The sequence below is a fragment of the Halocatena halophila genome (genome assembly GCA_027563145.1).
GTDB classification, from domain to species: Archaea; Halobacteriota; Halobacteria; order Halobacteriales; family Haloarculaceae; genus Halocatena; species Halocatena halophila.
The window spans coordinates 1,426,936-1,449,431 of sequence record CP071306.1; the positions used below are offsets into that span (position 1 = coordinate 1,426,936).

Here is a 22,496-nt window from a genome sequence, read left to right on the forward strand (position 1 = left end):
CACAGCACACATTTAGACAGCAATCTGGCCGGCGTATCGAAGGATTGTCAGTGGTTCAGAATGAGTGCCATTTATGCGACGAAATGTGGCGGTTTCGATCGGACTTATCGCCTTGTTGTTGCTCTCTGGCTGTTCCGGACTCGATCTGTCTGGATCGACCGAAACAGAGACGACTGCAGGGACAAGCACGCACACAACGACGGGCACAGACACGATGACACCTGCACAGATCGAGCACCCCGATGGGTGGAACGAGACGGGGGTTGCTGACATAATGGCGGCGTATGAGAGCCATTACCGGGCACTGTTTGCTCACGATAGTTTCACACGGAACGTGTCGATGCAATATCTGTATCCCAATCAAACGGTCGAATCGACCGGCGCGTACGATCTCTCTGCGAGTACGTATTATCGTCACGAACGGGGTACGTTGAATGGGTCTCGATCGATCGCCCGTGCCTGGTATCAGACCGACAACCAGCTTTACATCGCGAATCTCACGGGACGTCCATCGTACAACAGCTCGGATAGCAATTCGTTCGAGAGCAGCGTCGCCTTTTTCACGAACACGCCAATTGGACAGAGTGGCCCCATTTATTACACAATCAGCTCCGTTCACTTCTCCGGATCTGAACGGATCGTCCGCGACGGTGAGACGATGTTCAAATTCGAAGCGACTGCTATCGATGCGAACGACACCACGCATTTTATTCCACCGATGGTGAATGACTCCACCGTCGATTCGTTTTCGATGACGACGATCGTCGACGGCGAGGGATTGATTCGGTCTGCAGAGTACGACATAACATACACAACATCCGCAGGGAAGACCCACTCTCGGTCCGGTTTCATCAAATTCACCGGATTGAACGAAACGAACGTGGCCAAACCGGACTGGCTTGCCGAGGCGAAAGCCAACTGAGCAACGTTAGGCAGTTTCACGATCTGCACTGGGCAGGCTCCCTCCAAACTGATTCAGGAGGCCAATGGCGAAAGCACAGCTTCCCAGTAGCAGTCCAGCACCGAGAAATGTGGAGCCAACGCCGAGCGAGGTGCGGAGTGGCTGAACGACGAGCGGTGAGAGAAACTGCCCGAGAAAAGTGGCACTCGTCAGTGCACTGAGTGCTCGCCCGCGTGCGTGTGTTGGTGCGACCGTCGCGATCCAGGCGTTAAGATTCGTGATGAGAAACCCACTGCCACAGCCGGCGATTGCGACGCCCGTGACGATACCGAGGAGGATCATTCGTTCCGATCACGGCGTAGCCAACGCCCATGAGCCCGAACGTGAGCACGACGATATCGAGCACACGGAGCGTTCTGCGGAGTCGGCCGTACAACAACGAGGCGATCCCACCAGCCCCAGCCGAAACCGCAAGGACGGTACCGATCAGTGATCCGTTTGCACCAGCCTGGGTTTCGAGATAGAACGGGAGCTGTACCGGAATCATATAGAAGAATATCTGGCCAACCAATCCCAGCGCGACGATGACACCGAGCGTGCCGAGTGGAAACGCCCCTGTTCGCTTGTGGTTGGAATCGACAGCTTCGGGAGTGGACTCATGCGTTTTTGGTTCCGGTAGTGCAATTGCCATCGCCGGGAGCAACACCAGCGCCAGCGTGTAGACGAGAAAGGGAACCCGCCAGCCAATATCGGCAAGAACGCCAGCAAGGGGCAAGAGAACGACACCGCCAAGCGACATAAACGCGCCCTGCCGTCCGAGCACGGTTTCTCGCTTGCGTTCGTCGTAGTAGTCGGAGATGAGTGCCGTCACCGTCACCATCACGCCTGCAACGGCGACACCGAGCACGGCCCGCCCGGCGAGAATACCGATCAGCGAATCCACGACGAGTCCAGATCCACCCGCGATGGCGTAGACGACGGTCGATCCCAAAAGCACCCACCGACGGCCGTATCGGTCGGCGAGTACCCCCATGATGGGCGAACAAATCGTGATGAACAGCCCATGCATCGTGAGCACGAGTCCAACGAGAATCTCGGCGTTCGGTGCGGTTGAGAATCGCTGCTCAATGACTACAAGCGCGGGGGCGATCGTTGCGCCAGCCATAATCGTGAGCATGCTGGCGAGCAACAACGTCCCCTGTGCGAGCCGCGGTCGAGAGAGCGCCGTCCGGGTGCTCATATGTCACCGATCGCCTCGAACACGTTCCTCAGCTCGTCGCTGGGCTCCAGCGAGTCAAGTTCTGCTTCGATATCGATTCGTTCTTTCCACGTTTCGTCTGCCGTCGCGAGCACATGATAGCAATACGAAAGTCGAAGCAGCCAGATCGCCCCCGTACTGTCCTCGTCGTCGTCAATGCGATACGACACCCACCCGGAGTCGGGAACCACGTGGTGTTTTTCGGCCCGTCCTTCCGAGACGAGGATGGTTCGAATGCGTTTGGTGAACGGAATGTCGAGGAGCGACTCGCCGTGAATGTGACCCAGTTCGCGTTCGTCGAGTGTGAACTCACGACCACCGCGGTCGTGTTCGCGGATCGTTACGCCAGGCCACTCACGAACTTCTTGTTCGATCGAACTCATTGGTCTCCCTCCTGCGGTGAAACTGGCGTCGGCTGTCGGTCGAATGGCAGTGCCGTTCGGTGGTTGCTTGCTGTCACCATGAATGAAACGTGGTGCTATTCAGCCGTGTAGATTCTCGTGAATATATTCACCTTCGTGGTCGACGGACGGTGTTGTACTGCGGATTGTCGAGATGTCCGTGAAAGGATTTTGTAGTTCCGCTGAGTGTATCGCACGATGGCCCGTGTTCGATTTTCGTTCGATGCCACAGCGTGTGCAGATCCGCTGGCAGCACTCTCTGCGAAACTGCCTGATGAGGTGTTCACGATCTGTTCGAGTCACCCAACCGACGATGGAATTGTTGGTCTCATCGAACTCGATACCACGACACCGGAAATGGTCAAACGGGCGTTCGAGGACGCATCGTCGGTAACCTACGAGTTGCTGTACGAGGACGGCCAGACGCTCGCAATACAGTATCTCATCCCACCAACGGAGACGAATCGAATCCTTCGGTCTGTGGGTGTCTTGCCACGATTTCCGGCGACGTTGCAGGATGGCTGGCTGCGTGCCGAACACACCGGCTCCCACGAGCAGCTGGCACAATTACCCGAAGAAATGGCTGCTGCAGGGATTCCTTACGAAATCGAGTCGATTACACAGACCTACGATCCCCGTGAACTGCTCACGGATCGACAGCACGAGTTCATCACTGCAGCCCTCGAGCAGGGCTACTATGCGAGTCCACGCGAGTGTACACTCACGGAACTGGCTGATGAATTCGGTGTGAATCCCTCTGCTGCTAGCGGGGTGCTCCACCGAGCAGAAGCGACGCTCATCAAAGAGAGTTTTTCAGAGTCATTGCCTTTCGACGACCATCACCAGGACGACTAAGCTGTCGTTCGGAGCCAGTCGCAGTGCTCACTCATCAAGCAGCTCGACAGCGCCGACGAGTTCGTACGGATCATCGCCCTGTCGGATGCTATCGAGCATCACGAACGCCCGGTGCGGATCCAGAAAGTGCCGACAGATCACTTCACCGAGCGGCGTCGGACTGATTCCGTCGATGAAATCATACTCCAGAAGCTTTCCGAGCGCGTGTTTGGTCGGTACGTCACCGATCATTCGATCGTTCAGTCGTTTCGCATTCGTCCCACCGACGACGACGTTGGCGAGCGTCTCTTCGATCGCGCTGGATTCGTCGTAGCGGGTGATCACGGACTCCATCTCTCCTTTCAGGAGTTTGAACGCCACTTCGTCCTCGGTCATCTCCATCGAGTTGTGATAGACGCCATCCGGTTCGACCAGCAGATAGACGGTTCCCTCGTCGTGGAAATCCGGTCGGCCAGCGCGGCCCAGCATCTGGCTGAACTCCTGGACGCTGAGCCACTCGATACCCATCGCCAGCGAGTCGAAAATCACCTGTGAGGCCGGAAAGTCGACGCCGGCTGCCAGCGCTGCCGTGGTGACGACCGCCGCCAGCTCCTGGTCGGCGAACTTCCGTTCGACAGTTTTGCGACGTTTGTAATCGAGTCCGGCGTGATACGGTGCGCTATCATACTCCAGCGATCGACTGATCGAGTGACAGCGCCGGCGGGAGTTGGTGAAGATGATCGTCTGCCCACGGTAATCCTTCGAGGATTTCGTATCGAAGGCGCGTCTGACGAGCTTGTTTTCGATGTGTGATTTCTCTCTCGCTTCGGCGAAGGTGACGTGGCGCTCGATCGGCACCGGCCGTTCTTCGAACTCGACGAGCGTCGCCTCAAGTGAGCCAGCAAGCTCGCGGGGATTGCCAACGGTCGCGGAGAGATACACCCATTGGGTGTCGCCACGAGCCCGTTCGCAGTGGTGTTTCAACCGCGAGATCAACCCATCGAGGCGGTGTCCCCGGTCGGTTTCGCCAAGGGTGTGTACCTCATCGATCACCACTGTCCCAATGTCGCCGAGCTCTTTGCCGGTCCGAAGCGCGTGATCGATCCCCTCGTACGTCCCAACGATCACGTCGGCATTCGGATGGAACTGCGCTCCCGAATCGCGAATCCGGCTTGCACCGACACGAATCGTCACGTCGACGATGTCGCCGTATTTCTCGGTGAACTGCTCGTGTTTCTGGTTGGCGAGTGCCACCAGCGGAACGAGAAACAGCATTTTTCCCTCGCCACGGAGCACGCGATCAATACCGGCCAGTTCGCCGATCAGCGTTTTTCCCGTTGCGGTTGCGCTCACTACGAGCTGATCCGTTCCATCGAGTGCGCCGTTGTTCACGGCCAGACTCTGCACCGGTAGCAGTGAGTCGAACTGCCCGGCGATTTTCGGTTGTAGTTCTGAATGGATATCCAGCTCATCGGTCGGCACGGGATCAATCGCGTCAACCGTTGCGCTGATTTCGTCGAATTTCGTGAGTTCGGGATCGAGCTGTCCGGAGAGGAGATTGATGATTCGATCGAGATCACCGGTTTCGAGCAGTAACTCCTCAAGACGATTGCGAGCACCGGATCGAAGACTCCGATAGTTCAGCTCTGAATCCAGCTCCTTTCTCGCACACGAGAGACAGATCTCTTCGTTGTCGGCCCGAATTGCTGTCTCGCTCGTCAGTGGCGAGTAGCGATTGGCGTTCGCACACCGACGGCACGTCCGAACGGCAGTGGCCTCGAGCTGATAGCCAGCGAGCATCGACGTGAGGCGCTCGCGGGCCGCTTTCGAGGTTTGTTCTGAGATCCGAATTCGTTCGGCCCGACGGGCGATATCGACGAATTCCTCGGGCGGGCGGAGGTCCTCGTCGTCGCCCTCTTTGACCCTGAGTCTGGCGGGTCGTGGGCCAGCATTCGTCGATTTTAGTTCGAGGACAGCCTGAAAGAGCCGTTCGCCATCGCGTTCGACGACGACCGCAAAGTCGTCCGCGCGCTCGTGGAGAAACAGGCATTCGACTGCCGACACCTGTCGTGACACGTTCAGTACTACTTCGTCTGGCTATTTTACTTCCCCGGACTCACACGCCGAGATACGCTTCGAGCGTCAGCAGCTCAGAGGGTGACCTGTCAAAGGCCGCAAGGTCACCATCGTCAGTCGTGTTGTCCAGCTGTAGCGATTTTGCCTGGTCCGGTCCCATCGGTGCGTATGGAATGTGGCCAAGCACCGACAGGCCAACGGTGACGAGTGCCATCGGGATCGGGATAATTCGGACGGTTCGACCCTGTGATCTGGCTATCAGTCGCGTCACGTCGGCGAGTGTTTTGACTGCTGGGCCGCCAATCTCGTAGCTGTCATTCGTCAGCGATTCCGATTCGACGGCCGTAGCAAGGATTTCGACCATGTCCTTCACCCAGATCGGCTGGAATCGTGTGTGTCCGCCGCCGGGCAGTCCGGTCACGTACGGCGTCATCAGTCGTTCGGTGAACGGGATGAACTCCCCGCCGTCGCCGAAGACGATCGACGGTCGGATGATGACATGATCGATCGGGGCCGATTCGACGGCGACTTCGGCGTCGCCTTTCGCCTGGAGATACGCCGTTGGGCCGTGCGGATCAGCACCGAGCGCGCTCATCTGGACGATCTTTTCGACGCCGTGCTCGCTGGCAGCGTCGATGACGTTTTCGGTCCCGCCCAGGTGGATGTCGAAGTGTTTGTCGTTGCCGCCGCGCGGTCGAAAGAGCGGTGAGAGCGCGACGAGGTTCACCACGCAGTCGATACCTTCGAATGCGGGTTTGATCGACTCGTAGGCCGTCACGTCGCCCACGGCGAGTTCGATCTCGTCGTCGGTGTTGGTTGGCGTTCGCGCCAGTGCCGTCACCGTGTGACCGCGGTCTGCGAGCGCGGTACAAAGCACGCTGCCGATGAAGCCAGTGCCGCCCGTGACAAGCACGTTCATGCCACAGTGTTCGTTCTCGGACGTGGTAAGCCTACAGGCACGGCGCATCGAAATACAATCCCCGGTGCTTTCTATCTCGCCCGCAAAGCCCGGCCATGCTCATCACGCTCGAAGGGATCGATGGGGCGGGAAAGACGACCGTGTGGGAGGCGCTGCATGACAGCGTCGATGCGGAGTTCACCCGCGAGCCAACGCAGTCGTGGTACGGCGACTGTGTGCGCGAGTCGGTGGCCGACGATGACGCCGATCCGCTGGCGGAGCTGTTTCTCTACACTGCCGATCACGCCGCGCATCTCGCCGACATAGTTCGCCCGGCACTCGAAGACGATGAGGTCGTGATCTCCGATCGGTATGCCGATTCGCGCTATGCCTATCAGGGGGCGGCGCTTGCGGGCGAGATTCGCCGGCCGATGGAGTACATTCGAGGGATTCACAAGCCGTTCACCCGCGAGCCAGACGCAACGATCTATCTCGAGATCCCACCAGAACAGGGCGCACAGCGGGCGGGAGCGACCGATAAGTTCGAGAGCGCCGAGTATCTTCGAGCGGTGCAGTCGAACTACGAACAGCTGATTGAGTACGACGAGGAGCGATTCGTTCGCGTGGATGCAACCCAGCCGCCCGAGGACGTGATCGAACAGACCGAGTGGATCGTCGAGCAGCTAGTGGAGTGAGTTGTGGGGAGGAGATGGCGTTCGGGTTGTTTAGGCTGGTTCTGATCGGAACCGCTCGATATCAAATCCATCTTCGATTGGGCCTTCCCAATCATCATCAGCACCCACGATCAGGCGCGCATCGAGACTAGCAGCGGTCGCCAGTACAAACGTCTCTCCAAGAGCGATCGAATACTCTGCTTTGATCTCGGCAATGTCCCGTGGATTGGGAGTGATCTCCTCGAAGTTCGTCCACAGTACCTGCTCGACGTATTCATCAGTCGCTTCGATCGCTACACCTTCAATGTGGCAGATGATATAGCGAACGTCTGCAGGTGTTGCTGTACGTACGAATCCGGCAATCTCGCCGTTGTATATCTGGTCCAGCCACCCATCGATGATATCTGCACCGGGTTCATCGAAATAGTGGACGATAAATGCCTCTGTATCGAAAACGACCCGATTGCTGCTCACTCATCATCACCGAGGAGCCGATCGTCTCGCTCTTTTTCTTTTTGCCGTTCACTGCGGAGTTCCCGAGTTGCAGCGTACGGCCCCTCCGTTGAATCTGCTCCCATTCCTTTGAATTCTGATGGATGTGGGACCTTCTCTACCGTCAGCTCCTGATGCTCATCCAGTTTGAAACGGACTTTTCCTGGCGCTGAGATTCCTACCTTCTCCCGTATCTCCCTGGGAATTGTAGCCTGACCGCTCCGTGTGACAGAGACGGTTTGATCGATTATTTCTTCGGCTACACTCATAGTTTGATCTGATTTATAATCAAATCTCGTTCTTACTCAATCAGTTATTGTTTATCAGGAAATCTTTAGGTGGCTACTCGAATCATCGTGGGGGTAGGTATTTAATATCACTCCTGGGAATCCCATCAGACTGTAGCTTTTTGACTTGCCGAAGCATCGATCCGTTCGAGCGGCGACTTCGGATCCGAAGCGAGGGTCAGTTGGTAAATCTCGCCAATGTTCGTTTCGTGATAGCGGACCTTCGCGCCGGTGTCGAAGGTGGCGGCCACGACGGTTTCTCCAGTCGCGCGATAGCGCGTGATTCGCTCGGTTCCGGGCAAGTGCTCGTAATTCGTCCGTTCGCTCGCGAGATCGGCCATCGTCAGAATCTGTTCAATACGCGTTGCGTGCGGACAGCCGGTCGATTGACAGGGCCGACACCACGTCCCTTGGCCGATGTCCACCACGTGGTAGAGCTCGGCCTCCGAGAGCTCAGATCGTGAATCCACCGTCGAGAGATTCACGCAGTTACGATCCTCGTCTCTGAACAAAAATAGGGGAAGCGTCATCGTCGCCCCCACAGCGGACAGCCAAGATGATGATCACGGTGGCCACGAAGCTGGCGCCGACAGACGACACAGCTGTGGCTGTAGTAGTTCAACGAGTCGGTACAATTACGGTCGCGTGTGTTCTTCCATGGCATGGGCAATCGCATCTCGTGAGAGCCCAGCGTCGGGTGACCTAACCACCCGGCGCATTCAACACGAATGCACAACGCCCCGTGGCGCAGCTGTACCCTCGTGTTGCATTGCCTCCCCGATTGCTTATAAAATTATGTAGGAATAATTGTGAAAGACTGTTTGAACAATAGGTTTCTCGATCCGTTCGCGGTACGCATCACGCTCTTCGTTCTTCGATCATCGCCGCGTACTCCTCGGTGACACGGTCCAGCAGCAGTTCACCAGCGTCGGCGGTTGCCGGGTGGGGATCTCCGAGCACGCCGTTTTCGGTGATCGCAGCCATCCCGTCGCTGAGGAGTGTGCTCACTGGTACGTCGCCCTCGTGGCCGACCTCGAACGCGTCCGTGTTGACCAGTCCAGCATCGATTGCGAGCATGATCGCGGTTTCGATGGCCCCCGCGTGGAGAACGGTCTGCTCGTACTCAATCCCTGCCGCGCTGAATTCATCGCAGAGGATCTCCATGTGGGCATCAATATCGGCGATCGGAAGTATGCTCGCGTCGATCGATCGTGAGAGCTCGGGCACAACAGTTTGTATCGGTGCGAAGTTCCCGCCATGAGTCGGAACGAGAACGATTTCCCCGAATCCGTGCTCATCAAGCGAGCGACAGTAGCCCTCGATCGTTGCCATCAGCGTCTCCGGTGGAATCGAGATCGTCCCGGGAAAATCCATGTGGTGGCCCGAACAGCCCGGACGAATCACGGGGGCAGCGAGTGCGTCACCGAGTTCCAGCGCAATTCGTCGGGAAAGCTCGTCGCCGTAGCTGGCATCCATCGAGAGGGGCAACTGTGGGCCGTGCTGTTCGATCGATCCCACTCCAACGATAACTGTTCGAACGCCATCGGACAGCGCTCGCTCGATCTCCGTCGTCGTCAGTGACTCCATGCGAACCGTCTCGGAAAATTGCATAGCTGACACGTCGGTACACAGGATACTATTCGTTTCCCAACAGAGCCCAACGGTACCAACTGACACGATATCGGTGCCCTACGCTACGCACGCAGCTATGTCTGAAAGTGCTTTCATCTCGAGAACGTTGTACGTAGCGCCCACGTGGGCTGCAATCTCCCTGTATCCTGAAAGTGGCTCGTGATCGTCGGCCGTGCCGTCGTTATCGTGAAGATGTAGAACGTGAATCCGATCACCGAACCGATCCACGAAGCGTTCGTAGGGAACGCCGCTGGCCTTGGCATGTCCAACATCGAGCGTCAATCGCAGATACTCCGAATCAATATCGAGATCTGAAAGAAACGCAGCCATCCGATCCGGTGTCGCCGTGTGACGCCGTTCAGATGACTTATCCCGGCTATTTTCCAGACAGAGCGGAACACCAACGTCGGCCGCATACCGCGTGCACTCCTCGATCGACCTGAGCGCCTGCTCTCGGCTGCGTGCTTGAACGTGTGCAGGATACCGGACACGAGAGCTGCCACCGTGAACCACCACGCCACCTGCATCCACCGCTGTGGCCATATCGAGGGTGTGTTTGACCCCCTCCACTGCGGCGTTTCGAAGTCGTTCGTTGCGATTTCCCATCGCACAGTCGATGTGAGGCGCGTGAAACGTCACTGAAAAATCTCGCGACGCCAAAACGTTTTCAAGGGGGGCCAGCACATCGCCATCCTGAACATCGACGTATCCCTGGCGCACCTCGATATGGTTCAATCCATGATGCTCGAGAAACGAGGCAAACTCCGCTATTGACTCCTCAAATCGGACATCGAGCGACGCTCCGAAGCGAGGGGACTCAGCACTCATCCTCACTGCAGTCCGTGGCATCGACGAGGCGGTCATCTCGAAGGACCGGAACGACATCCCGACGGTTGATGTCGGTCGCAAACTCGTGCAGGTCGCGCTGGCGCGTCTCGTGTTTCTCGGCGTACCCTGGTCCCTTGCTCGTCACCAGCAGTGAGGCAAAGTGCTCTCGTTGGACTGCTGATAACGGTTCGTCGTTGAGAAATCGATCGATCACCACGGCCCCGAGTAGATCGTCCATCGTCTGATGGCCACTCGAACCACAGCTAACTAGGAAGGTCGGTCGGTCACGGTCACGGAGATGCTCGGCAACTGCCTGCGCGTTCGTGTATCCGCCGACGAACACGGATACGTCGTCACCGCCCCGGCGTCGCAATCGTGCGACGGCTGTGCCGCCGTTCTTCGAGGTCATGCTCACTGGCCGATTGGAAACTGGGAGATCCTGTACGTAGCTCGGCGAATTGAAAAAATCGTATCCGTCATCCGGTTCGTACGCTTCAGTCTTTCCACCGCCGATAAGCGCCTCTGGATGGCGAGCCTGATACGCGAACTCGTCGCCACGCTCGTCAGTGATGTGTACGTATTCAGCACCGTTGGCCAGCAATTCGGTGACCGTCGTCGAAAAGTGAGTGACATCGATGACAACGTAGTCACCAGGTTCAGGGACACCCGGAATGTGTGACCGACCGTCGATGAGCTTCGACTTGAATGAGGACTGGTGGAGACTACCTGTTTCCATCAAACAATCGTCCGATAGTGTTCTTGTTAATCACTCCTATGAGATGTATTGATGAATATTTCATATAATTATGAATATTGCTCTATAAATACATATACATGCGAGGTTCGTGGGACATATACATCTCATATAAATGCTCTATTTGATCACTTCTGAATCCTCCGCTGTAGATGGCTACAGCAACCTGGACCGGATTCAAGGGAGTTTCATTCGATCGACAGGACATGATGGTGTTCATTCTGATCATGTCTCTATCGGGACTGCAAAATGCGTTTACAGAGATACTCCCCGAGTTCACGGTTGGGCCACTCGAGCTCGGTGTTGGTGAGTTCCTGTTTATTCCCATCGTGTTGGTGCTTCTCTTCCGGACAGTGTGGTCGGCACTGGCCGTTCCGGTTGGCGAAATCGTCTTTGGTGAGATACTCCTCGGAGAGTTTAACGGACTGGGAGCAATCGAAGGGCTGTTGCTGATCACTGCCGCGTACTACTTCGCCACAACATTGCTGCAGGACCCCGAGAACCGGACTCAGTTGGCAATCGTTGTCTTTCTCGCCGAGGCGATCGAGGAATTTTTCGCGATGTTCATCGATATGGGAAAAGTCTGGATTGGGGTCGAGGAACTAGAAGCCGTTCCAGGACTGCCAGAGAGCATCGTTATCCTTGAGGTAGTTGATTTTGCCACCCAGATGCTCATCACTGGAATCATCTTTGGCGTTATACCTGCACTGTACCTGTATCCGAAACTCCACGGAAAGATCGAACCATTACTCGGAATGGAGCCATACGAGGGAGAGCGTGGGGCATCGATCTGGCGAGGTATTAGTATACAAAAGTTGTCGCTCATCCTGTTGGCGTTTCCGATCGCATTCGTGGCCGAAGCGGCCAGTGAAACCGGGAGCTTCATCAACGTGGTGTGGAGCCCGGAGTTTCTCGAACTGTACGGTCAGAATTTCATCGTCGTTCCGATTATCGTCACCACCATCGTTGCCATTGTCGTCTGGTATCGCGCCAGCCGTCAGGACGCCTGAACACCACCAATGAACACCCAAAACGACGCCAGCATATCCGTTGACAATCTCTCCGTTCGGTATCCAGGCAGCGACGAATACGTCCTGGACGGAGCGACTGTCGAGATCGATGCTGGTGAGTTTGTTGCAGTGATCGGGAAAAATGGATCCGGGAAAACAACGCTCTGTAAGTCATTCAACGGTCTCATTCCGCATTTCTACGACGGCTCATTTGACGGGCGTGTCACCGTTGGGGGGATCGATACCGCCGACGCGACGGTTTCCCAGCTCTCCGAGCACGTGGGCTACGTGTTCCAGGAGTTCGACAATCAGCTTGTCAGTCCAACGGTCTCCGACGAAGTGGCCTTCGGACCAATCAATCACGGACTTGAGGATTATCGCGAGCGAGTTGCTCGAGCGCTCTCACTGCTCAATCTCGATGGGATTGAAGACCGGTTTCTCTGGGAACTCTCTGGGGGACAAAAACATCTCGTCGCACTAGCCGCCGTGTTGTCGCTCGATCCTTCCATTCTCGTGGTTGACGAGCCGGCTGCACAACTGGATCCGGTCCATGCTGGTGAGACCTACGATCATCTTGCTGCCCTCAACCACGAACAGGGCATGACCATCGTCGCGATTGAACACCAGACGGAGTTCATCGCCGAATACTGTGACAGCGTGGTGCTCGTCGAAGATGGCCGAGTAGCGTGGAAAGCGCCGGTCGAGAGAGCACTCAATCGCCTCGAAGATCTTCGCAGAAACGATATCCAGCCACCACAGATCACCCGGACGGCTGCGAAGATTAGTGATACGAACGAACGGTTGCCGATTGGATTCGACGAGGGGTGTCGCTGGTTCAGGAATGTGCTCGATTCGACCACTATGCACTCACCATCAGTGACGGTGGCCGATGCTGGAGAAAACCTGCCAGTTCGGGACAATAAAAGAACTCCACTCATCAGACTCTCGTCCGTATCGCACACGTATCCAACGCTCCGTGGAGAAGACAAGCAGGTCCTTGATGCGCTGGATCTGGCGGTGTATTCGGGTGATCGCGTCGCACTGGTTGGGAGTAACGGTGCCGGCAAATCGACGATTCTCGAACTGCTAACTGGTCTAAAAACGCCCACAGAAGGGACAGTGTCGATTACCGACACAGACACAGCCACGACGCTCCCCGAGCGGATAGCAGATGACGTGGTGTACGTGCCACAGAATCCCGAATCGATGTTCGTCAAAGACTCGATCCGGGCAGATATCGCCCACTACCTGCAATCGCGAGATCTGGAGGATGTGGCTGCTCGAACCGACGACGTCGTCTCATTTCTTGATCTGGAGGCGCTTGAAGATCGGGACGGGCGGTTGTTGAGTGTCGGCCAGCAGCGTCGGGCGTCGCTTGCGATCGGAGTGGCCACCGCTCCCTCGATCATTCTTCTCGATGAACCAACTGGGAGCCTCGATCTTGCGAGCCGAATGGAAATCGGTCGAACAATCTCTAGAGCCGGTGAGCGCGTCGAAACCGTCATTATGGCAACCCACGATCTTGAGCTGGCCGCCGAGTGGGCCAATCGCATACTCGTCCTCGACAATGGAGAGATTCTCATGGACGGACCGCCAAAAACAGTGTTCGCGGCGACAGACGTACTGGCGGAGGCAAATCTCGAACCACCGCAAGTGGTGCGACTGAGCGAGGAGCTCGGTTGTACATCCGTCGCTCTCTCAACTGATGAACTGGTCAGTCACCTGACTTCAGAGCGACCCACTGCCTCTACAGGAGCGAGCCATCAATGACCGCACTCGATTCCCTTCGGGATGCTGCGTCAGTTGATGCGGTCACGACCGATCTCCTGCGGACTGCCTACGACAACGACGGATCGTTCCTCCATCGACTTGATCCGAGAGTGCTGTTGCTATGGTACGTCGTGTTTCTGTTCGTGCCGTGGCTGTTCTACGAGATGGACGTATTGCTCGCCCTGTTCGTTTTCGTCTCCGTCCTCGCCGTTCTGTCCCGTGTCAGCGTGTATCTAATCGCCATCATGGCGTTCAGCGTCGTGACGAGTCTCACATCCTATGCGATTGTGACGGCGTTCACAGGCGATCCGATTGCGGCGATCCAAGCCCTGCTGCCGTTCACGGTCAAGGTGACGATCATCTCGATATCGAGTCTCGCAGTGTTCTCAAGCATGAGCCCGAAAACGTTGGCTCGTGGGCTCTTGAGTCTCGGAGTCCCTCGGCAGTTCACGTTTGTCATCGCCTATGGATATCGCATGTTACCGGTGTTGTTCCAGGAGTATCACGAACTCGTGAATGCGTTACGACTCCGAAGTGCCGTTCCAGATTCACCGGGACGATTCCGGTGGCGGTACTACCGGTACTTGCTCAAACTCTCGATGAAAGCGTTCTATCCGATGATATTCAACGTTGCAAAGCGGAGTCGAGTTACCGTCGAAGCAATGGAAGCCCGCGGATTCTCGAGCTCACTCGACAGCGATGCGAGTCGGGAGCTGCAACTGGAAGGGATGGAAATTCGACCGGGAGATGTCGTGTTTTTCTGTGGATCGCTCATCTACGTTGCAATCGTTGCGAGCGTCCTCTGAACGTTTCAATCCTACTACGGTGGTACTGCAACAAGAGTTGCGTAGCTCCAGTGAATCTGCGGACGAACACTCGTTTACCAGAATTAGTTAGATAGTAGTCACTTTCAGTACTGATCCGCAGCCAAAAGTGTGTCACCACTGGAATGAAGATCATTGGGACGGTTCTGATTGATCACACAACGCCATTGAAATCCAACACATACGAAACTTTATAACCCAGTGGGTTGGCACAATCAATTGGGAATGCCAGCCCGAGATGTGGTCGCGCGTATCAAATCGCGCCGGGTGGTCATAACACCCGACGCTGGGGTTCCCATGCGGACAGAAACCCATGAAGGGAAATGCACCGCGGTACTGTAATCCTGTCGTATCGTCAATGACTAGCACACGGTGTGCTCGCTGTGGCCAGCCGGTGGCTCGCCAACGGGCGCACGCAACGGGCTGTCCGTCGTGGAGGGTTGGCTCGTGAGTCTTCCCCAGTTCAGTTTCCGGACGGTCGATGGGCAGATCAGCACGTTGGAGGGGATCGAGGATCGTGCGGAGCTTTCCTCTGCTGAGTTGCATCACGTTGTGGATATCGCCGAGAACTGCTGGTGTCGGCCCTGTCAGTCAACCGAGTGCCGGCACAGTCGTCAGGTGGAGGAGGTGCTCGCGATTGCTGATCTGAGCGAGCGCTCGGGCGGGGGGGTTGATGCGCTTCCGTCGCTCGATCGGATCACGCGGTTTCGCTCGCAGGGCGAGACGATCTACACCGCCTGGTTCGATAATGATGCTCGGTTGCGGGCGCACGAGCAACGAAGCGGTGACGTTACGCTGTTGGCGTTTTCTCCAGATCGGCCGGAGGATCCGGCACGGGCGCAGACGCAGGATGAAGCTGTGTCTGCTGCAAGCTGTTTGCTAGAGGCTGTTGTTCCGTTCTGTGAGGCTCGGTCGACCGAGGAACTTCCCGTGATCCTCCAGCTGTTGGTCTCTCCAGCCCACGACGACTAACCCCAACTACGGAATTTTTTGAATCCGTATGTGGTTAGAATTATTCGCCACGAGTGAGTCACTAAATAATTCTAAATCGGACGGGTGGAGCATCTTCAAATCATCCATCGCGATAGCATTGGAGTAAGTCTGCTTCAATCGTACTAGGGTGGTTCTGTAACGTTGTCAATCATCGGTATACAGAGACTATACTTAGTACTAACAGGACAGTCTAACCAGAGACCCTGGGGGTACAGTAGCTATTTGAGGTCTGTGGTAAACGGCCGATAGATGAACAAATGATTTTCCTGTAGATTCCCACCGACCCAGATCGATCGAAATACTGTTCAGCGTCTGTTGCGTCGACGTTGGTAAACATAACAGAATTTAAATAGATTGAGAAATAGACCAGAAGGAGATCAGAGCACCCAGCAGCTCTGGCATGAGCGCAACCACAGATTACAACTAGTACGACAGTAATCTCCTCTAACACTTCTATAGGAATTCCATCACATACTAATAGTGGTAATTCGATGTGGTAGGTATACACATCCGACTGGGACAAAACCGGTCGCCCGGTTTTCCCCAGACGTGTTGACCCACGTCCGAGGATGGGTTGGACTGAAAATGAAGTTCAAACCCAACGAAATCGACGGACGGAGTATAGTTAACTGTGATGGAACCAGCGATGTCATCGAGATTGTCTCAAAGCTCTGCGATCAGCAGACAGAGTTGCTTGAGACGATTGCTCAGCAGGGAGAGCGAATCACCCATTTGGAAGCAGAGATCACGGAGAAAGACGAGACAATCGAGCAGGTACACGAACGGGTTACCGATCTCGAAGACGAGCTAGAATCCTATCGCGAATCGAACGAACGGGACAAGGCCGATATCAGACAGGACGTGACGGAGAACGCACGCCAGACGGAGGCCTCAGAGAAACACACAGAAGCAGTTGCGCGGAAGGTCGAGACGCTTGATGGAAGCGAGCAACGAACCCCACTGGAGCAGATCGTCCGATTGCCGGAGGAAATTATCCACAAGGCAAAACTAACGGCCAACCAGCGACGAGCGCGAGCCATCGCCTCCGAAATCGGCGGACTGGCCACGACAGTGCCGAAAGGAAAGCGACTGGATTCAACGACGATCAAACAGGAGCTCAAACAAGTGTATGGATCGGCTCACGACCAGACGGTCGCCCGAGTCATGTCGTTCCTTGATCGCCTCGGTGGTGATCGAACGGAGGTCGTCCACACCGGCCAAGGAAAAGCCGTGATATTCGACGACTGGCTCGCGAGACGACTTCAGACGGCTGAACAGTTCACTGCTGAGGCCGTCGATAGCGTCCTCACGAATGTTGTGAGCGTCACTCCCAGAACGGGCAGCTAAGGTGTGAGCAAGCGCCCTCCGATAGGGATCTATACAGGACACACATTTCAGCACGAATGACGGTCGGAGGAGTGGTAGCAGCAGGTGTGAGCAAACGTCCTTCCTTTCAGAAGTCGTACGCTGGATATTGCTAGCTATTGCTGGTCGAATAACGACCATCTAGATTCTAGCTCACGACGATCGTGAGCGAACTACTGGTGAGATCTCAATAGGATGTAGCACGAGACAGAGTCTGCTGCCAGCTGTTTGCTAGATACCATCGTTTATGAAATATGATCAATAACGGTACTTCCCACGATCCTTGTTTTCCTTGTTTCATCCGTGCACTCCGACTATTCACGACGACGGGATTTTTTGAAACCATATATGACTATGATAACCCACCGCGAGCGGAGCGAGCGGTCTTTTTTTCATCAACGTTTTTTCGACGAGTGGTGAGCGGAGCGAACCCGAGTCTAAAAAAGGTTGGCGGGAAGTGGGCCGGCGCAGATTCGAACTGCGGTTACGGCCACCCGAAGGCCGAAGGATGCCAAGCTACCCCACCGGCCCGCAGTTCCTAGTGCGGGCACGAACCTGTTAACGCTTCCGGGTTCGATTGACCTGATGGCTCAGTATCGCGTGAAGCCGTCGGTGTCCAGATAGTTGTGCGCGACCGTGATCGAGTGATCGGCGTGCAATCGCTCAGGAGAAAGTGACACTCGCACGCTCGATAGCTCCGCAAGCAGATCGACCTCCGCGTCGGTGAAATCCAGATGATCGGAGAGAACGAACACCGGATCGTCGGGGAGTGAAGCCGACGCTAACGGCTCGCCGTCCTCGTGCAACTCGACGATCGATCCGTTCTCAGCAGCCGATCGCAGGGTCGCCTCGGTGTCGCGCCGGAACAGCGATACCCCGGGCGAAGGCGTGGCCGGAATCGCACCGATAGCGCGGTCGCGATCCTCGAGGGTGCTCCGGATTCGTGCCGCCGTAGAGCGTTCGTCTGGATGCAACCCGCGAAGCTCGCTGCCGTCGAACCGAATCGTCAACTCGTCGGCGAGCACGATATCGATGCGAACGGCCGACCGAATCCCATGGGAGCGAAACAACGCGGCGTTGCAACACCGACAGACGAGATCAAGCCGACCGGCACCGCCAGCGAGATCCGCAAGCGAAAATGACGGCGTCGTCGGCGCCTCGTGAGCGAGCACGATGAACTGGCGCATACTCGCTTTGTGAGAGCAAGCGCCTTCACCACGTCGATGGCGGGCGCTCAGAGCACCTCGGCGATAGCGGCCTTATAGTTGGATATCGGGACCGTCCCCGTCACCTTCGTCGCCGCATTCGTCTCCCGATTGTACACGTAGAATATCGGCGTTCCCGGCGGATGCCATTTCTTGCGAGCGGCCGCTTTTGCGGCCTTGATGTCGTTCCAGAGCGACTGCGTGTTGCGATTGTAATGGCGCTGTACGCGCTGCATATTGATGCCGACCGCCCTGGCGTGTGCAGAAAGCTTCTCGATCGATGCCCAGCCACTGTCGGGCTTTTTTTGGTGTTCGAACACCCGATGATGCCACTGCCAGAACTGTGATGGCGAACGCCCTTTCACCGTCTGCCAGATCGCACCTGCCAACATTGATGCCGGCTTGGAGTTGTCACCCTTGAACGGAAACGGCAAGAAGACGAATCGTACCGTCCCTGGAGCAACGTATTGCTTGATCAGCTTCGGATGTGTCCGCAACGAGAACGTCGAACAGAATGTACAGAGATAATCGCTCCAGTAGAGAATCTCCACTGGTGCCTCTGGAGCACCCATCACCGGATACCCAGACCGGTCGACACCAAGGGCAGCCGTCCCCGAACCCGCAGAAAGATACGGGTGAGCGAAATCGGACGGCGTCTGTGGCGTCTCCGTGGCCGTCTCAGTAGCAGTTTCCGTTGGTGTCTCACCCGCCGTCTCGGAATCCGTCGAAGGCGATGCCTCCGTCGGAGTCGCCGTCGACTCTGGCGTTGTGGTGGCAGAAGCCGTCTCGGTAGACTGCTGTGTAGTGGCTGTCGATGTCTTCCCGCCCTGCCCTTGAGCCGTCCGCGTCCACCCCGACTGCGGCGGTGGACCGCCGGCGGGCCCAACATCGAGCGTCGATGGAACGTACGTCTCATTTCCCGACGGACCCGGTGCTCGTGCAACGTTCTCCGAATCGCTGAGACACCCTGCAGTCGCTCCCAACAACGTAGCCGTGGTCGCCGCCAACAACGATCGACGAGTCGTCGTCCGCCTATTATCACTCATCTTACATCCACCCACTCTCCATTCCACAGCCGGAATGGCCAGTCATACGTGTACATACTACATACTTCATTACGAGAGCAGGGCTTAGTAGTTACGAAGCACGGGGCCACTCTGGCGAGAAACTCACCGATCGAACGCGGCGACAACGGACTCGCGCAGGCTGTGCTGTGGTTCCCAGCCGAGCGTTTCTGTCACTTTTCTTGTATCTACGGTGAACGTGTCGGTGAGCGTCTCCGCGCTGCGTGGATTCTCGACGAGTTCGATCGGCACGTCGTGACCGAGCTGTTCGGCTGCGACCGACTGAACGAGCTCTGCGATTGCCATGACGGAGGGATCTTCATCGGAGCCAACGGCAAATCGAGTCGCGCCGGTCTTTCCGGCCGCTTGCTTTTCGAGCAATCGCTCGGTGCTGCGAACATAGAGACGTGCGATGTCGCTGACGTGGACGTAGTTTCGCGCCTGGGTTCCCGGTTCGTACACCGTCAGTGGCTTTCCAGCGAGCGCTCGCTCGACGAAGAAGTTGAGAACGACCGACTTCGAAACCGTCCGATCGGGCAGCTGGTGTGTGCCATACACGTTGGAGATCATGAACAGATGCGCGGGAAACGCTCCATCAGCGAAGGTTGCGACGGCGCGTTCGCCCAGCACTTTCGATTTGCCATACCAGTTCAACGGCGTCCGCACCGCGTCGCTGGTAATGGGGAACGTGGTTGGATCACCGAGAACGGCCATCGAGAACGGAAACGCAAGCGCAGCGCCGTGGTTCTGACACCACCGTGCGATGGTGTTGGTGGCCTGAACGTTGACGCTGAAACTTCGGTCGGGATCATCATCGCAGTCTTCAACACCGCTGATGGCAGCGAGATGAATCACGACATCCACACCGTCAAGCGCACGGGCGAGTGATTCAGACTGTCGAATGTCAACGTGCTCGACCGGACAGTCGCCGATCTGTCGAACGGTCCCGCGATAGAAGTTGTCGATTGCAGTCAGTTCGTACTCCGGATGAATCGTCTGTAGCTGATCGATGACGCAGCTGCCAATATAGCCTGCCGCGCCGGTCACAGCGATCTGTGGGTGTGAACTCATTGTGGGGTTGGATGATGGGTCCTGGGTGTGGCTTGAAACGCTGTGGCGAGTTCTGCAATGCCATCACGTAGCGTCCGCTTCGGCACAAAGCCTGTCGACTGGAGCTGATCGAAGCGAACGTTGTACGACGGACCGGGCTGTTTGTCCTCGAGATACGTCACGTTACAGCCACCGATTGCGGTATCAACGAGCGAGGCGATCTCTTTGATCTGGTAGTTCTCGTCTGGATCGCCAACGTTGTAGACTGGCTGCTCCCAGTCGTCGGGATGGATCGCGGCGTGGGCGTACGCACGAGCAGCATCTTCGACGTGAATGAACGGCCGCCAGTTCGTTCCGTCGCCGTAGACGGTGATCGGACTCCCAGTCAACGCCTGAAACACGAACCGATTGACGACGAGATTGAACCGGATGCCCGGTGCGAGCCCGTAGTTGGTGGCAAGCCGGAGTGCTGTCGTCTCGAAACCATGGGTGTCGCCGGCTTCAACCAGCAACGATTCGCTTTCGAGTTTCGATTCCGCATAGGGATTCAGTGGGTTTGGCGTCGTTCGCTCATCAACTGCTCCCTCGATGGCACCATACACGTTACACGACGAAGCAAGCACGAACGACGACACGTTGTGGGCACCACTGGCCGCAAGGACAGTCTCGGTGCCGTCGCGATTGATCGAAAGGGTGTGTTCGCGCCGATCGTTCGAGCGTTCTGCGCCAGTCACGGCGGCCAGATGGATCACCGTCTCACAGCCCTCGATCGCACGATCGACCACAGCACGGTCGCGAACGTCACCACGAACGAACGACACTGTCGAGTCGAGCGAACCGAGCAGCGCGCGCGGAGAGCCCGACGAACAGTCGTCGAGCACGACGATCCGCTCGATTTCGGGCGCTGTGCGGAGCTGCTCGAGCAGGACGCTCCCGATGTATCCACAGCCTCCGGTAACCAGGACGTTCATTCTTCGAGAACGTCTGGCAGGAACCGATCCTCGTGTCCGACGATCGTTTCGCGGTGCTCGATGAGCGTTGCTACGATATCGCGGACGCCGCTTTCGAACGACTGGCGCTGTTCGCCGATGAGCGACATGTAGCGGTCGTTCTCGATCTCCATCTGGTGGGTTTCGTCCTCCTGTCGTGGATTTTCCACGTGAGTAACGTCCACGTCGAGGTCGAACTCGTCGGCCACGTTCGCGATCGTATCGGCCATTTCGACGATGCTGATCGGACGGGTTGTCTGGTTGTACACCACGTGCTCGTCCGGTCGGGTTTCGGAATCTTCCAGCGCGAGTCGAGAGAGGCCCTCGACGGCATCCTCAAGACTCACAAACGGCTTTCGCTGCTCGCCTTTGCCGTACACCGTCAGCGGATAGCCAGCGATTGCCTGGGCGCAAAAGCGGTGTGCCACGACGCCGAAGTAGTAATCGAAGTCGAATCGCGTCCGGAGCCGTTCGTCCGCGCTCGTTTCGGTCGTTTCGGTGCCGTAGGTGATCGCTGTCCGAACGTCACTGATCGGGAGCCCAAACTGCGTGTTCGCAAGGCGGAGATTCGCCGCGTCGTGGCTTTTCGTCAGATGATACCACGACCCAGCCATCGCCGGGAACGGAACCGAATCACGTTCGCCCTCGTGTTCCATCACTGCCCCGCCTTCGGGGATCGGAAACTCCGGTGCGCCGTAGACGCCAGTGGTTGTCGTCTCGATGAAATGCGTCTCCGTGAGCCCAGCCTCGTGGAGTCCCCAGACGAGATTCCGAGTCGCCTGCATGTTGTTGTGCTGGGTGTAGTTCGCACGCTCGCCGTTGAGCTGCGAATACGGCGCAGAGGGCTGTGCAGCCGTATGAACGACGGTGGAGGGCTCGTGAACCGCGAGCAACTCGTCGACGAACGACCGCTCTGTCAGATCGCCTTCAACGAACGAGAGATTCTCAACGCCGTGAACGTCTCGCGCCGCCGCCAATCGCTCGTCGATGCTCACGATGGGCTGTGCGCTCGTCGAGCCAACCGATTCCACCCACTCTCGACGGGCGAAGTTATCGACCAGTACGACTCGCTCATCAGTCTGTGTCGCGATACGAAGCCCAGTCGGCCAGCCAATGTACCCGTCGCCACCAGTTACGAGGATGCTCATTAGTTACTCAGATAGCGAGTAACTCTCGCGATGAAAATAGCTT

The 22,496-nt window shown here is 56.8% G+C and carries 24 protein-coding genes and 1 tRNA gene; 8 read left to right on the top strand and 17 right to left on the bottom strand.

Annotated features, from left to right (window positions below; genetic code table 11):
• The first annotated feature begins 73 nt into the window (after positions 1 to 73).
• A complete protein-coding gene (locus JXQ78_RS07600) occupies positions 74 to 922 on the top strand; it encodes a DUF7537 family lipoprotein (protein WP_330630174.1) in 849 nt (282 codons plus the stop codon).
• A gap of 6 nt (positions 923 to 928) precedes the next feature.
• On the opposite strand, the gene JXQ78_RS07605 is transcribed toward JXQ78_RS07600, so the two are convergent.
• From JXQ78_RS07605 to JXQ78_RS07615, 3 genes are read right to left on the bottom strand one after another with little or no spacing between them, the layout of a single operon-like run.
• A complete protein-coding gene (locus JXQ78_RS07605) occupies positions 929 to 1,243 on the bottom strand; it encodes an MFS transporter (protein WP_330630175.1) in 315 nt (104 codons plus the stop codon).
• The gene (locus tag JXQ78_RS07610; protein WP_330630176.1) at positions 1,170 to 2,141 is read right to left on the bottom strand and encodes an MFS transporter; all 972 of its coding nucleotides are present in this window, start codon (positions 2,139 to 2,141) and stop codon (positions 1,170 to 1,172) included. Before JXQ78_RS07610 ends, JXQ78_RS07605 begins: the two co-directional genes overlap by 74 nt.
• Positions 2,138 to 2,542 (bottom strand): luciferase domain-containing protein, encoded by a 405-nt coding sequence (locus JXQ78_RS07615; protein ID WP_330630177.1) that lies wholly within the window; start codon positions 2,540 to 2,542, stop codon positions 2,138 to 2,140. Before JXQ78_RS07615 ends, JXQ78_RS07610 begins: the two co-directional genes overlap by 4 nt.
• 216 nt (positions 2,543 to 2,758) lie before the next feature.
• Between JXQ78_RS07615 and JXQ78_RS07620 the strand changes: the two genes are divergently transcribed.
• Positions 2,759 to 3,415, top strand: coding sequence for a helix-turn-helix domain-containing protein (locus JXQ78_RS07620; RefSeq protein WP_330630178.1), 657 nt, complete (start codon positions 2,759 to 2,761; stop codon positions 3,413 to 3,415).
• 27 nt (positions 3,416 to 3,442) lie between these two features.
• On the opposite strand, the gene JXQ78_RS07625 is transcribed toward JXQ78_RS07620, so the two are convergent.
• The gene (locus tag JXQ78_RS07625) at positions 3,443 to 5,470 is read right to left on the bottom strand and encodes a DEAD/DEAH box helicase (RefSeq protein WP_330630179.1); all 2,028 of its coding nucleotides are present in this window, start codon (positions 5,468 to 5,470) and stop codon (positions 3,443 to 3,445) included.
• Positions 5,471 to 5,510: 40 nt separating this feature from the next.
• The gene (locus JXQ78_RS07630) at positions 5,511 to 6,389 is read right to left on the bottom strand and encodes a complex I NDUFA9 subunit family protein (RefSeq protein WP_330630180.1); all 879 of its coding nucleotides are present in this window, start codon (positions 6,387 to 6,389) and stop codon (positions 5,511 to 5,513) included.
• Between the two features lie 95 nt (positions 6,390 to 6,484).
• Between JXQ78_RS07630 and tmk the strand changes: the two genes are divergently transcribed.
• A complete protein-coding gene (gene tmk / locus JXQ78_RS07635; protein WP_330630181.1) occupies positions 6,485 to 7,063 on the top strand; it encodes a dTMP kinase in 579 nt (192 codons plus the stop codon).
• Positions 7,064 to 7,093: 30 nt separating this feature from the next.
• Here tmk and JXQ78_RS07640 read toward each other — a convergent pair whose 3' ends face one another.
• The 6 genes from JXQ78_RS07640 to JXQ78_RS07665 all read right to left on the bottom strand — a co-directional run bounded on the left by JXQ78_RS07640 (position 7,094) and on the right by JXQ78_RS07665 (position 11,017).
• Positions 7,094 to 7,516 carry a type II toxin-antitoxin system VapC family toxin gene (locus JXQ78_RS07640; RefSeq protein ID WP_330630182.1) on the bottom strand — a complete coding sequence of 141 codons (423 nt, stop codon included), beginning with the start codon at positions 7,514 to 7,516 and terminating at the stop codon, positions 7,094 to 7,096.
• The gene (locus JXQ78_RS07645) at positions 7,513 to 7,803 is read right to left on the bottom strand and encodes an AbrB/MazE/SpoVT family DNA-binding domain-containing protein (protein WP_330630183.1); all 291 of its coding nucleotides are present in this window, start codon (positions 7,801 to 7,803) and stop codon (positions 7,513 to 7,515) included. The genes JXQ78_RS07640 and JXQ78_RS07645 overlap by 4 nt, the downstream gene beginning before the upstream one ends.
• 125 nt (positions 7,804 to 7,928) lie before the next feature.
• The gene (locus tag JXQ78_RS07650; RefSeq protein WP_330630184.1) at positions 7,929 to 8,351 is read right to left on the bottom strand and encodes a hypothetical protein; all 423 of its coding nucleotides are present in this window, start codon (positions 8,349 to 8,351) and stop codon (positions 7,929 to 7,931) included.
• A 328-nt stretch (positions 8,352 to 8,679) separates the two neighbouring features.
• A complete protein-coding gene (locus tag JXQ78_RS07655; protein ID WP_330630185.1) occupies positions 8,680 to 9,432 on the bottom strand; it encodes a creatininase family protein in 753 nt (250 codons plus the stop codon).
• 78 nt (positions 9,433 to 9,510) lie between these two features.
• Complete coding sequence (locus JXQ78_RS07660; RefSeq protein ID WP_330630186.1) at positions 9,511 to 10,281, bottom strand: sugar phosphate isomerase/epimerase family protein; 771 nt, start codon at positions 10,279 to 10,281, stop codon at positions 9,511 to 9,513.
• On the bottom strand, positions 10,271 to 11,017 hold the full coding sequence (locus JXQ78_RS07665; RefSeq protein ID WP_330630187.1) for a 2-phosphosulfolactate phosphatase: 747 nt from the start codon (positions 11,015 to 11,017) through the stop codon (positions 10,271 to 10,273). The genes JXQ78_RS07660 and JXQ78_RS07665 overlap by 11 nt, the downstream gene beginning before the upstream one ends.
• 170 nt (positions 11,018 to 11,187) lie before the next feature.
• Between JXQ78_RS07665 and JXQ78_RS07670 the strand changes: the two genes are divergently transcribed.
• The 5 genes from JXQ78_RS07670 (at position 11,188) to JXQ78_RS07690 (ending at position 16,979) form a co-directional block, all read left to right on the top strand.
• A complete protein-coding gene (locus tag JXQ78_RS07670; RefSeq protein WP_330630188.1) occupies positions 11,188 to 12,045 on the top strand; it encodes a hypothetical protein in 858 nt (285 codons plus the stop codon).
• 9 nt (positions 12,046 to 12,054) lie between these two features.
• On the top strand, positions 12,055 to 13,815 hold the full coding sequence (locus JXQ78_RS07675; RefSeq protein ID WP_330630189.1) for an ABC transporter ATP-binding protein: 1,761 nt from the start codon (positions 12,055 to 12,057) through the stop codon (positions 13,813 to 13,815).
• The gene (locus JXQ78_RS07680) at positions 13,812 to 14,621 is read left to right on the top strand and encodes an energy-coupling factor transporter transmembrane component T family protein (RefSeq protein WP_330630190.1); all 810 of its coding nucleotides are present in this window, start codon (positions 13,812 to 13,814) and stop codon (positions 14,619 to 14,621) included. Before JXQ78_RS07675 ends, JXQ78_RS07680 begins: the two co-directional genes overlap by 4 nt.
• A 390-nt stretch (positions 14,622 to 15,011) precedes the next feature.
• On the top strand, positions 15,012 to 15,611 hold the full coding sequence (locus JXQ78_RS07685) for a hypothetical protein (RefSeq protein WP_330630191.1): 600 nt from the start codon (positions 15,012 to 15,014) through the stop codon (positions 15,609 to 15,611).
• Between the two features lie 606 nt (positions 15,612 to 16,217).
• Positions 16,218 to 16,979 carry a hypothetical protein gene (locus tag JXQ78_RS07690; RefSeq protein ID WP_330630192.1) on the top strand — a complete coding sequence of 254 codons (762 nt, stop codon included), beginning with the start codon at positions 16,218 to 16,220 and terminating at the stop codon, positions 16,977 to 16,979.
• Positions 16,980 to 17,455: 476 nt separating this feature from the next.
• Here JXQ78_RS07690 and JXQ78_RS07695 read toward each other — a convergent pair.
• From JXQ78_RS07695 to JXQ78_RS07720, 6 genes are all read right to left on the bottom strand, one after another.
• Positions 17,456 to 17,528, bottom strand: a tRNA-Pro gene (locus JXQ78_RS07695).
• A 59-nt stretch (positions 17,529 to 17,587) separates the two neighbouring features.
• On the bottom strand, positions 17,588 to 18,184 hold the full coding sequence (trmY, locus tag JXQ78_RS07700; protein ID WP_330630193.1) for a tRNA (pseudouridine(54)-N(1))-methyltransferase TrmY: 597 nt from the start codon (positions 18,182 to 18,184) through the stop codon (positions 17,588 to 17,590).
• 47 nt (positions 18,185 to 18,231) lie between these two features.
• A complete protein-coding gene (locus tag JXQ78_RS07705; RefSeq protein ID WP_330630194.1) occupies positions 18,232 to 19,248 on the bottom strand; it encodes a DsbA family protein in 1,017 nt (338 codons plus the stop codon).
• A 123-nt stretch (positions 19,249 to 19,371) separates the two neighbouring features.
• Complete coding sequence (locus JXQ78_RS07710) at positions 19,372 to 20,337, bottom strand: NAD-dependent epimerase/dehydratase family protein (RefSeq protein ID WP_330630195.1); 966 nt, start codon at positions 20,335 to 20,337, stop codon at positions 19,372 to 19,374.
• Positions 20,334 to 21,287: an NAD-dependent epimerase/dehydratase family protein gene (locus JXQ78_RS07715; protein WP_330630196.1), complete on the bottom strand. Its 954-nt coding sequence runs from the start codon at positions 21,285 to 21,287 to the stop codon at positions 20,334 to 20,336. The genes JXQ78_RS07710 and JXQ78_RS07715 overlap by 4 nt, the downstream gene beginning before the upstream one ends.
• Complete coding sequence (locus JXQ78_RS07720) at positions 21,284 to 22,453, bottom strand: NAD-dependent epimerase/dehydratase family protein (protein ID WP_330630197.1); 1,170 nt, start codon at positions 22,451 to 22,453, stop codon at positions 21,284 to 21,286. Before JXQ78_RS07720 ends, JXQ78_RS07715 begins: the two co-directional genes overlap by 4 nt.
• Positions 22,454 to 22,496: the final 43 nt, after the last annotated feature.

Coding starts and splice junctions, on each gene's coding strand:
- JXQ78_RS07675 (WP_330630189.1), top strand. CDS start 12,055: ATGAACACCCAAAACGACGCCAGCATATCCGTTGACAATCTCTCCGTT.
- JXQ78_RS07720 (WP_330630197.1), bottom strand. CDS start 22,453: ATGAGCATCCTCGTAACTGGTGGCGACGGGTACATTGGCTGGCCGACT.
- JXQ78_RS07715 (WP_330630196.1), bottom strand. CDS start 21,287: ATGAACGTCCTGGTTACCGGAGGCTGTGGATACATCGGGAGCGTCCTG.
- JXQ78_RS07605 (WP_330630175.1), bottom strand. CDS start 1,243: ATGATCCTCCTCGGTATCGTCACGGGCGTCGCAATCGCCGGCTGTGGC.
- JXQ78_RS07710 (WP_330630195.1), bottom strand. CDS start 20,337: ATGAGTTCACACCCACAGATCGCTGTGACCGGCGCGGCAGGCTATATT.
- JXQ78_RS07690 (WP_330630192.1), top strand. CDS start 16,218: ATGAAGTTCAAACCCAACGAAATCGACGGACGGAGTATAGTTAACTGT.
- JXQ78_RS07650 (WP_330630184.1), bottom strand. CDS start 8,351: ATGACGCTTCCCCTATTTTTGTTCAGAGACGAGGATCGTAACTGCGTG.
- JXQ78_RS07615 (WP_330630177.1), bottom strand. CDS start 2,542: ATGAGTTCGATCGAACAAGAAGTTCGTGAGTGGCCTGGCGTAACGATC.
- JXQ78_RS07655 (WP_330630185.1), bottom strand. CDS start 9,432: ATGCAATTTTCCGAGACGGTTCGCATGGAGTCACTGACGACGACGGAG.
- JXQ78_RS07680 (WP_330630190.1), top strand. CDS start 13,812: ATGACCGCACTCGATTCCCTTCGGGATGCTGCGTCAGTTGATGCGGTC.
- tmk (WP_330630181.1), top strand. CDS start 6,485: ATGCTCATCACGCTCGAAGGGATCGATGGGGCGGGAAAGACGACCGTG.
- JXQ78_RS07670 (WP_330630188.1), top strand. CDS start 11,188: ATGGCTACAGCAACCTGGACCGGATTCAAGGGAGTTTCATTCGATCGA.
- JXQ78_RS07665 (WP_330630187.1), bottom strand. CDS start 11,017: ATGGAAACAGGTAGTCTCCACCAGTCCTCATTCAAGTCGAAGCTCATC.
- JXQ78_RS07660 (WP_330630186.1), bottom strand. CDS start 10,281: ATGAGTGCTGAGTCCCCTCGCTTCGGAGCGTCGCTCGATGTCCGATTT.
- trmY (WP_330630193.1), bottom strand. CDS start 18,184: ATGCGCCAGTTCATCGTGCTCGCTCACGAGGCGCCGACGACGCCGTCA.
- JXQ78_RS07610 (WP_330630176.1), bottom strand. CDS start 2,141: ATGAGCACCCGGACGGCGCTCTCTCGACCGCGGCTCGCACAGGGGACG.
- JXQ78_RS07630 (WP_330630180.1), bottom strand. CDS start 6,389: ATGAACGTGCTTGTCACGGGCGGCACTGGCTTCATCGGCAGCGTGCTT.
- JXQ78_RS07645 (WP_330630183.1), bottom strand. CDS start 7,803: ATGAGTGTAGCCGAAGAAATAATCGATCAAACCGTCTCTGTCACACGG.
- JXQ78_RS07705 (WP_330630194.1), bottom strand. CDS start 19,248: ATGAGTGATAATAGGCGGACGACGACTCGTCGATCGTTGTTGGCGGCG.
- JXQ78_RS07620 (WP_330630178.1), top strand. CDS start 2,759: ATGGCCCGTGTTCGATTTTCGTTCGATGCCACAGCGTGTGCAGATCCG.
- JXQ78_RS07600 (WP_330630174.1), top strand. CDS start 74: ATGCGACGAAATGTGGCGGTTTCGATCGGACTTATCGCCTTGTTGTTG.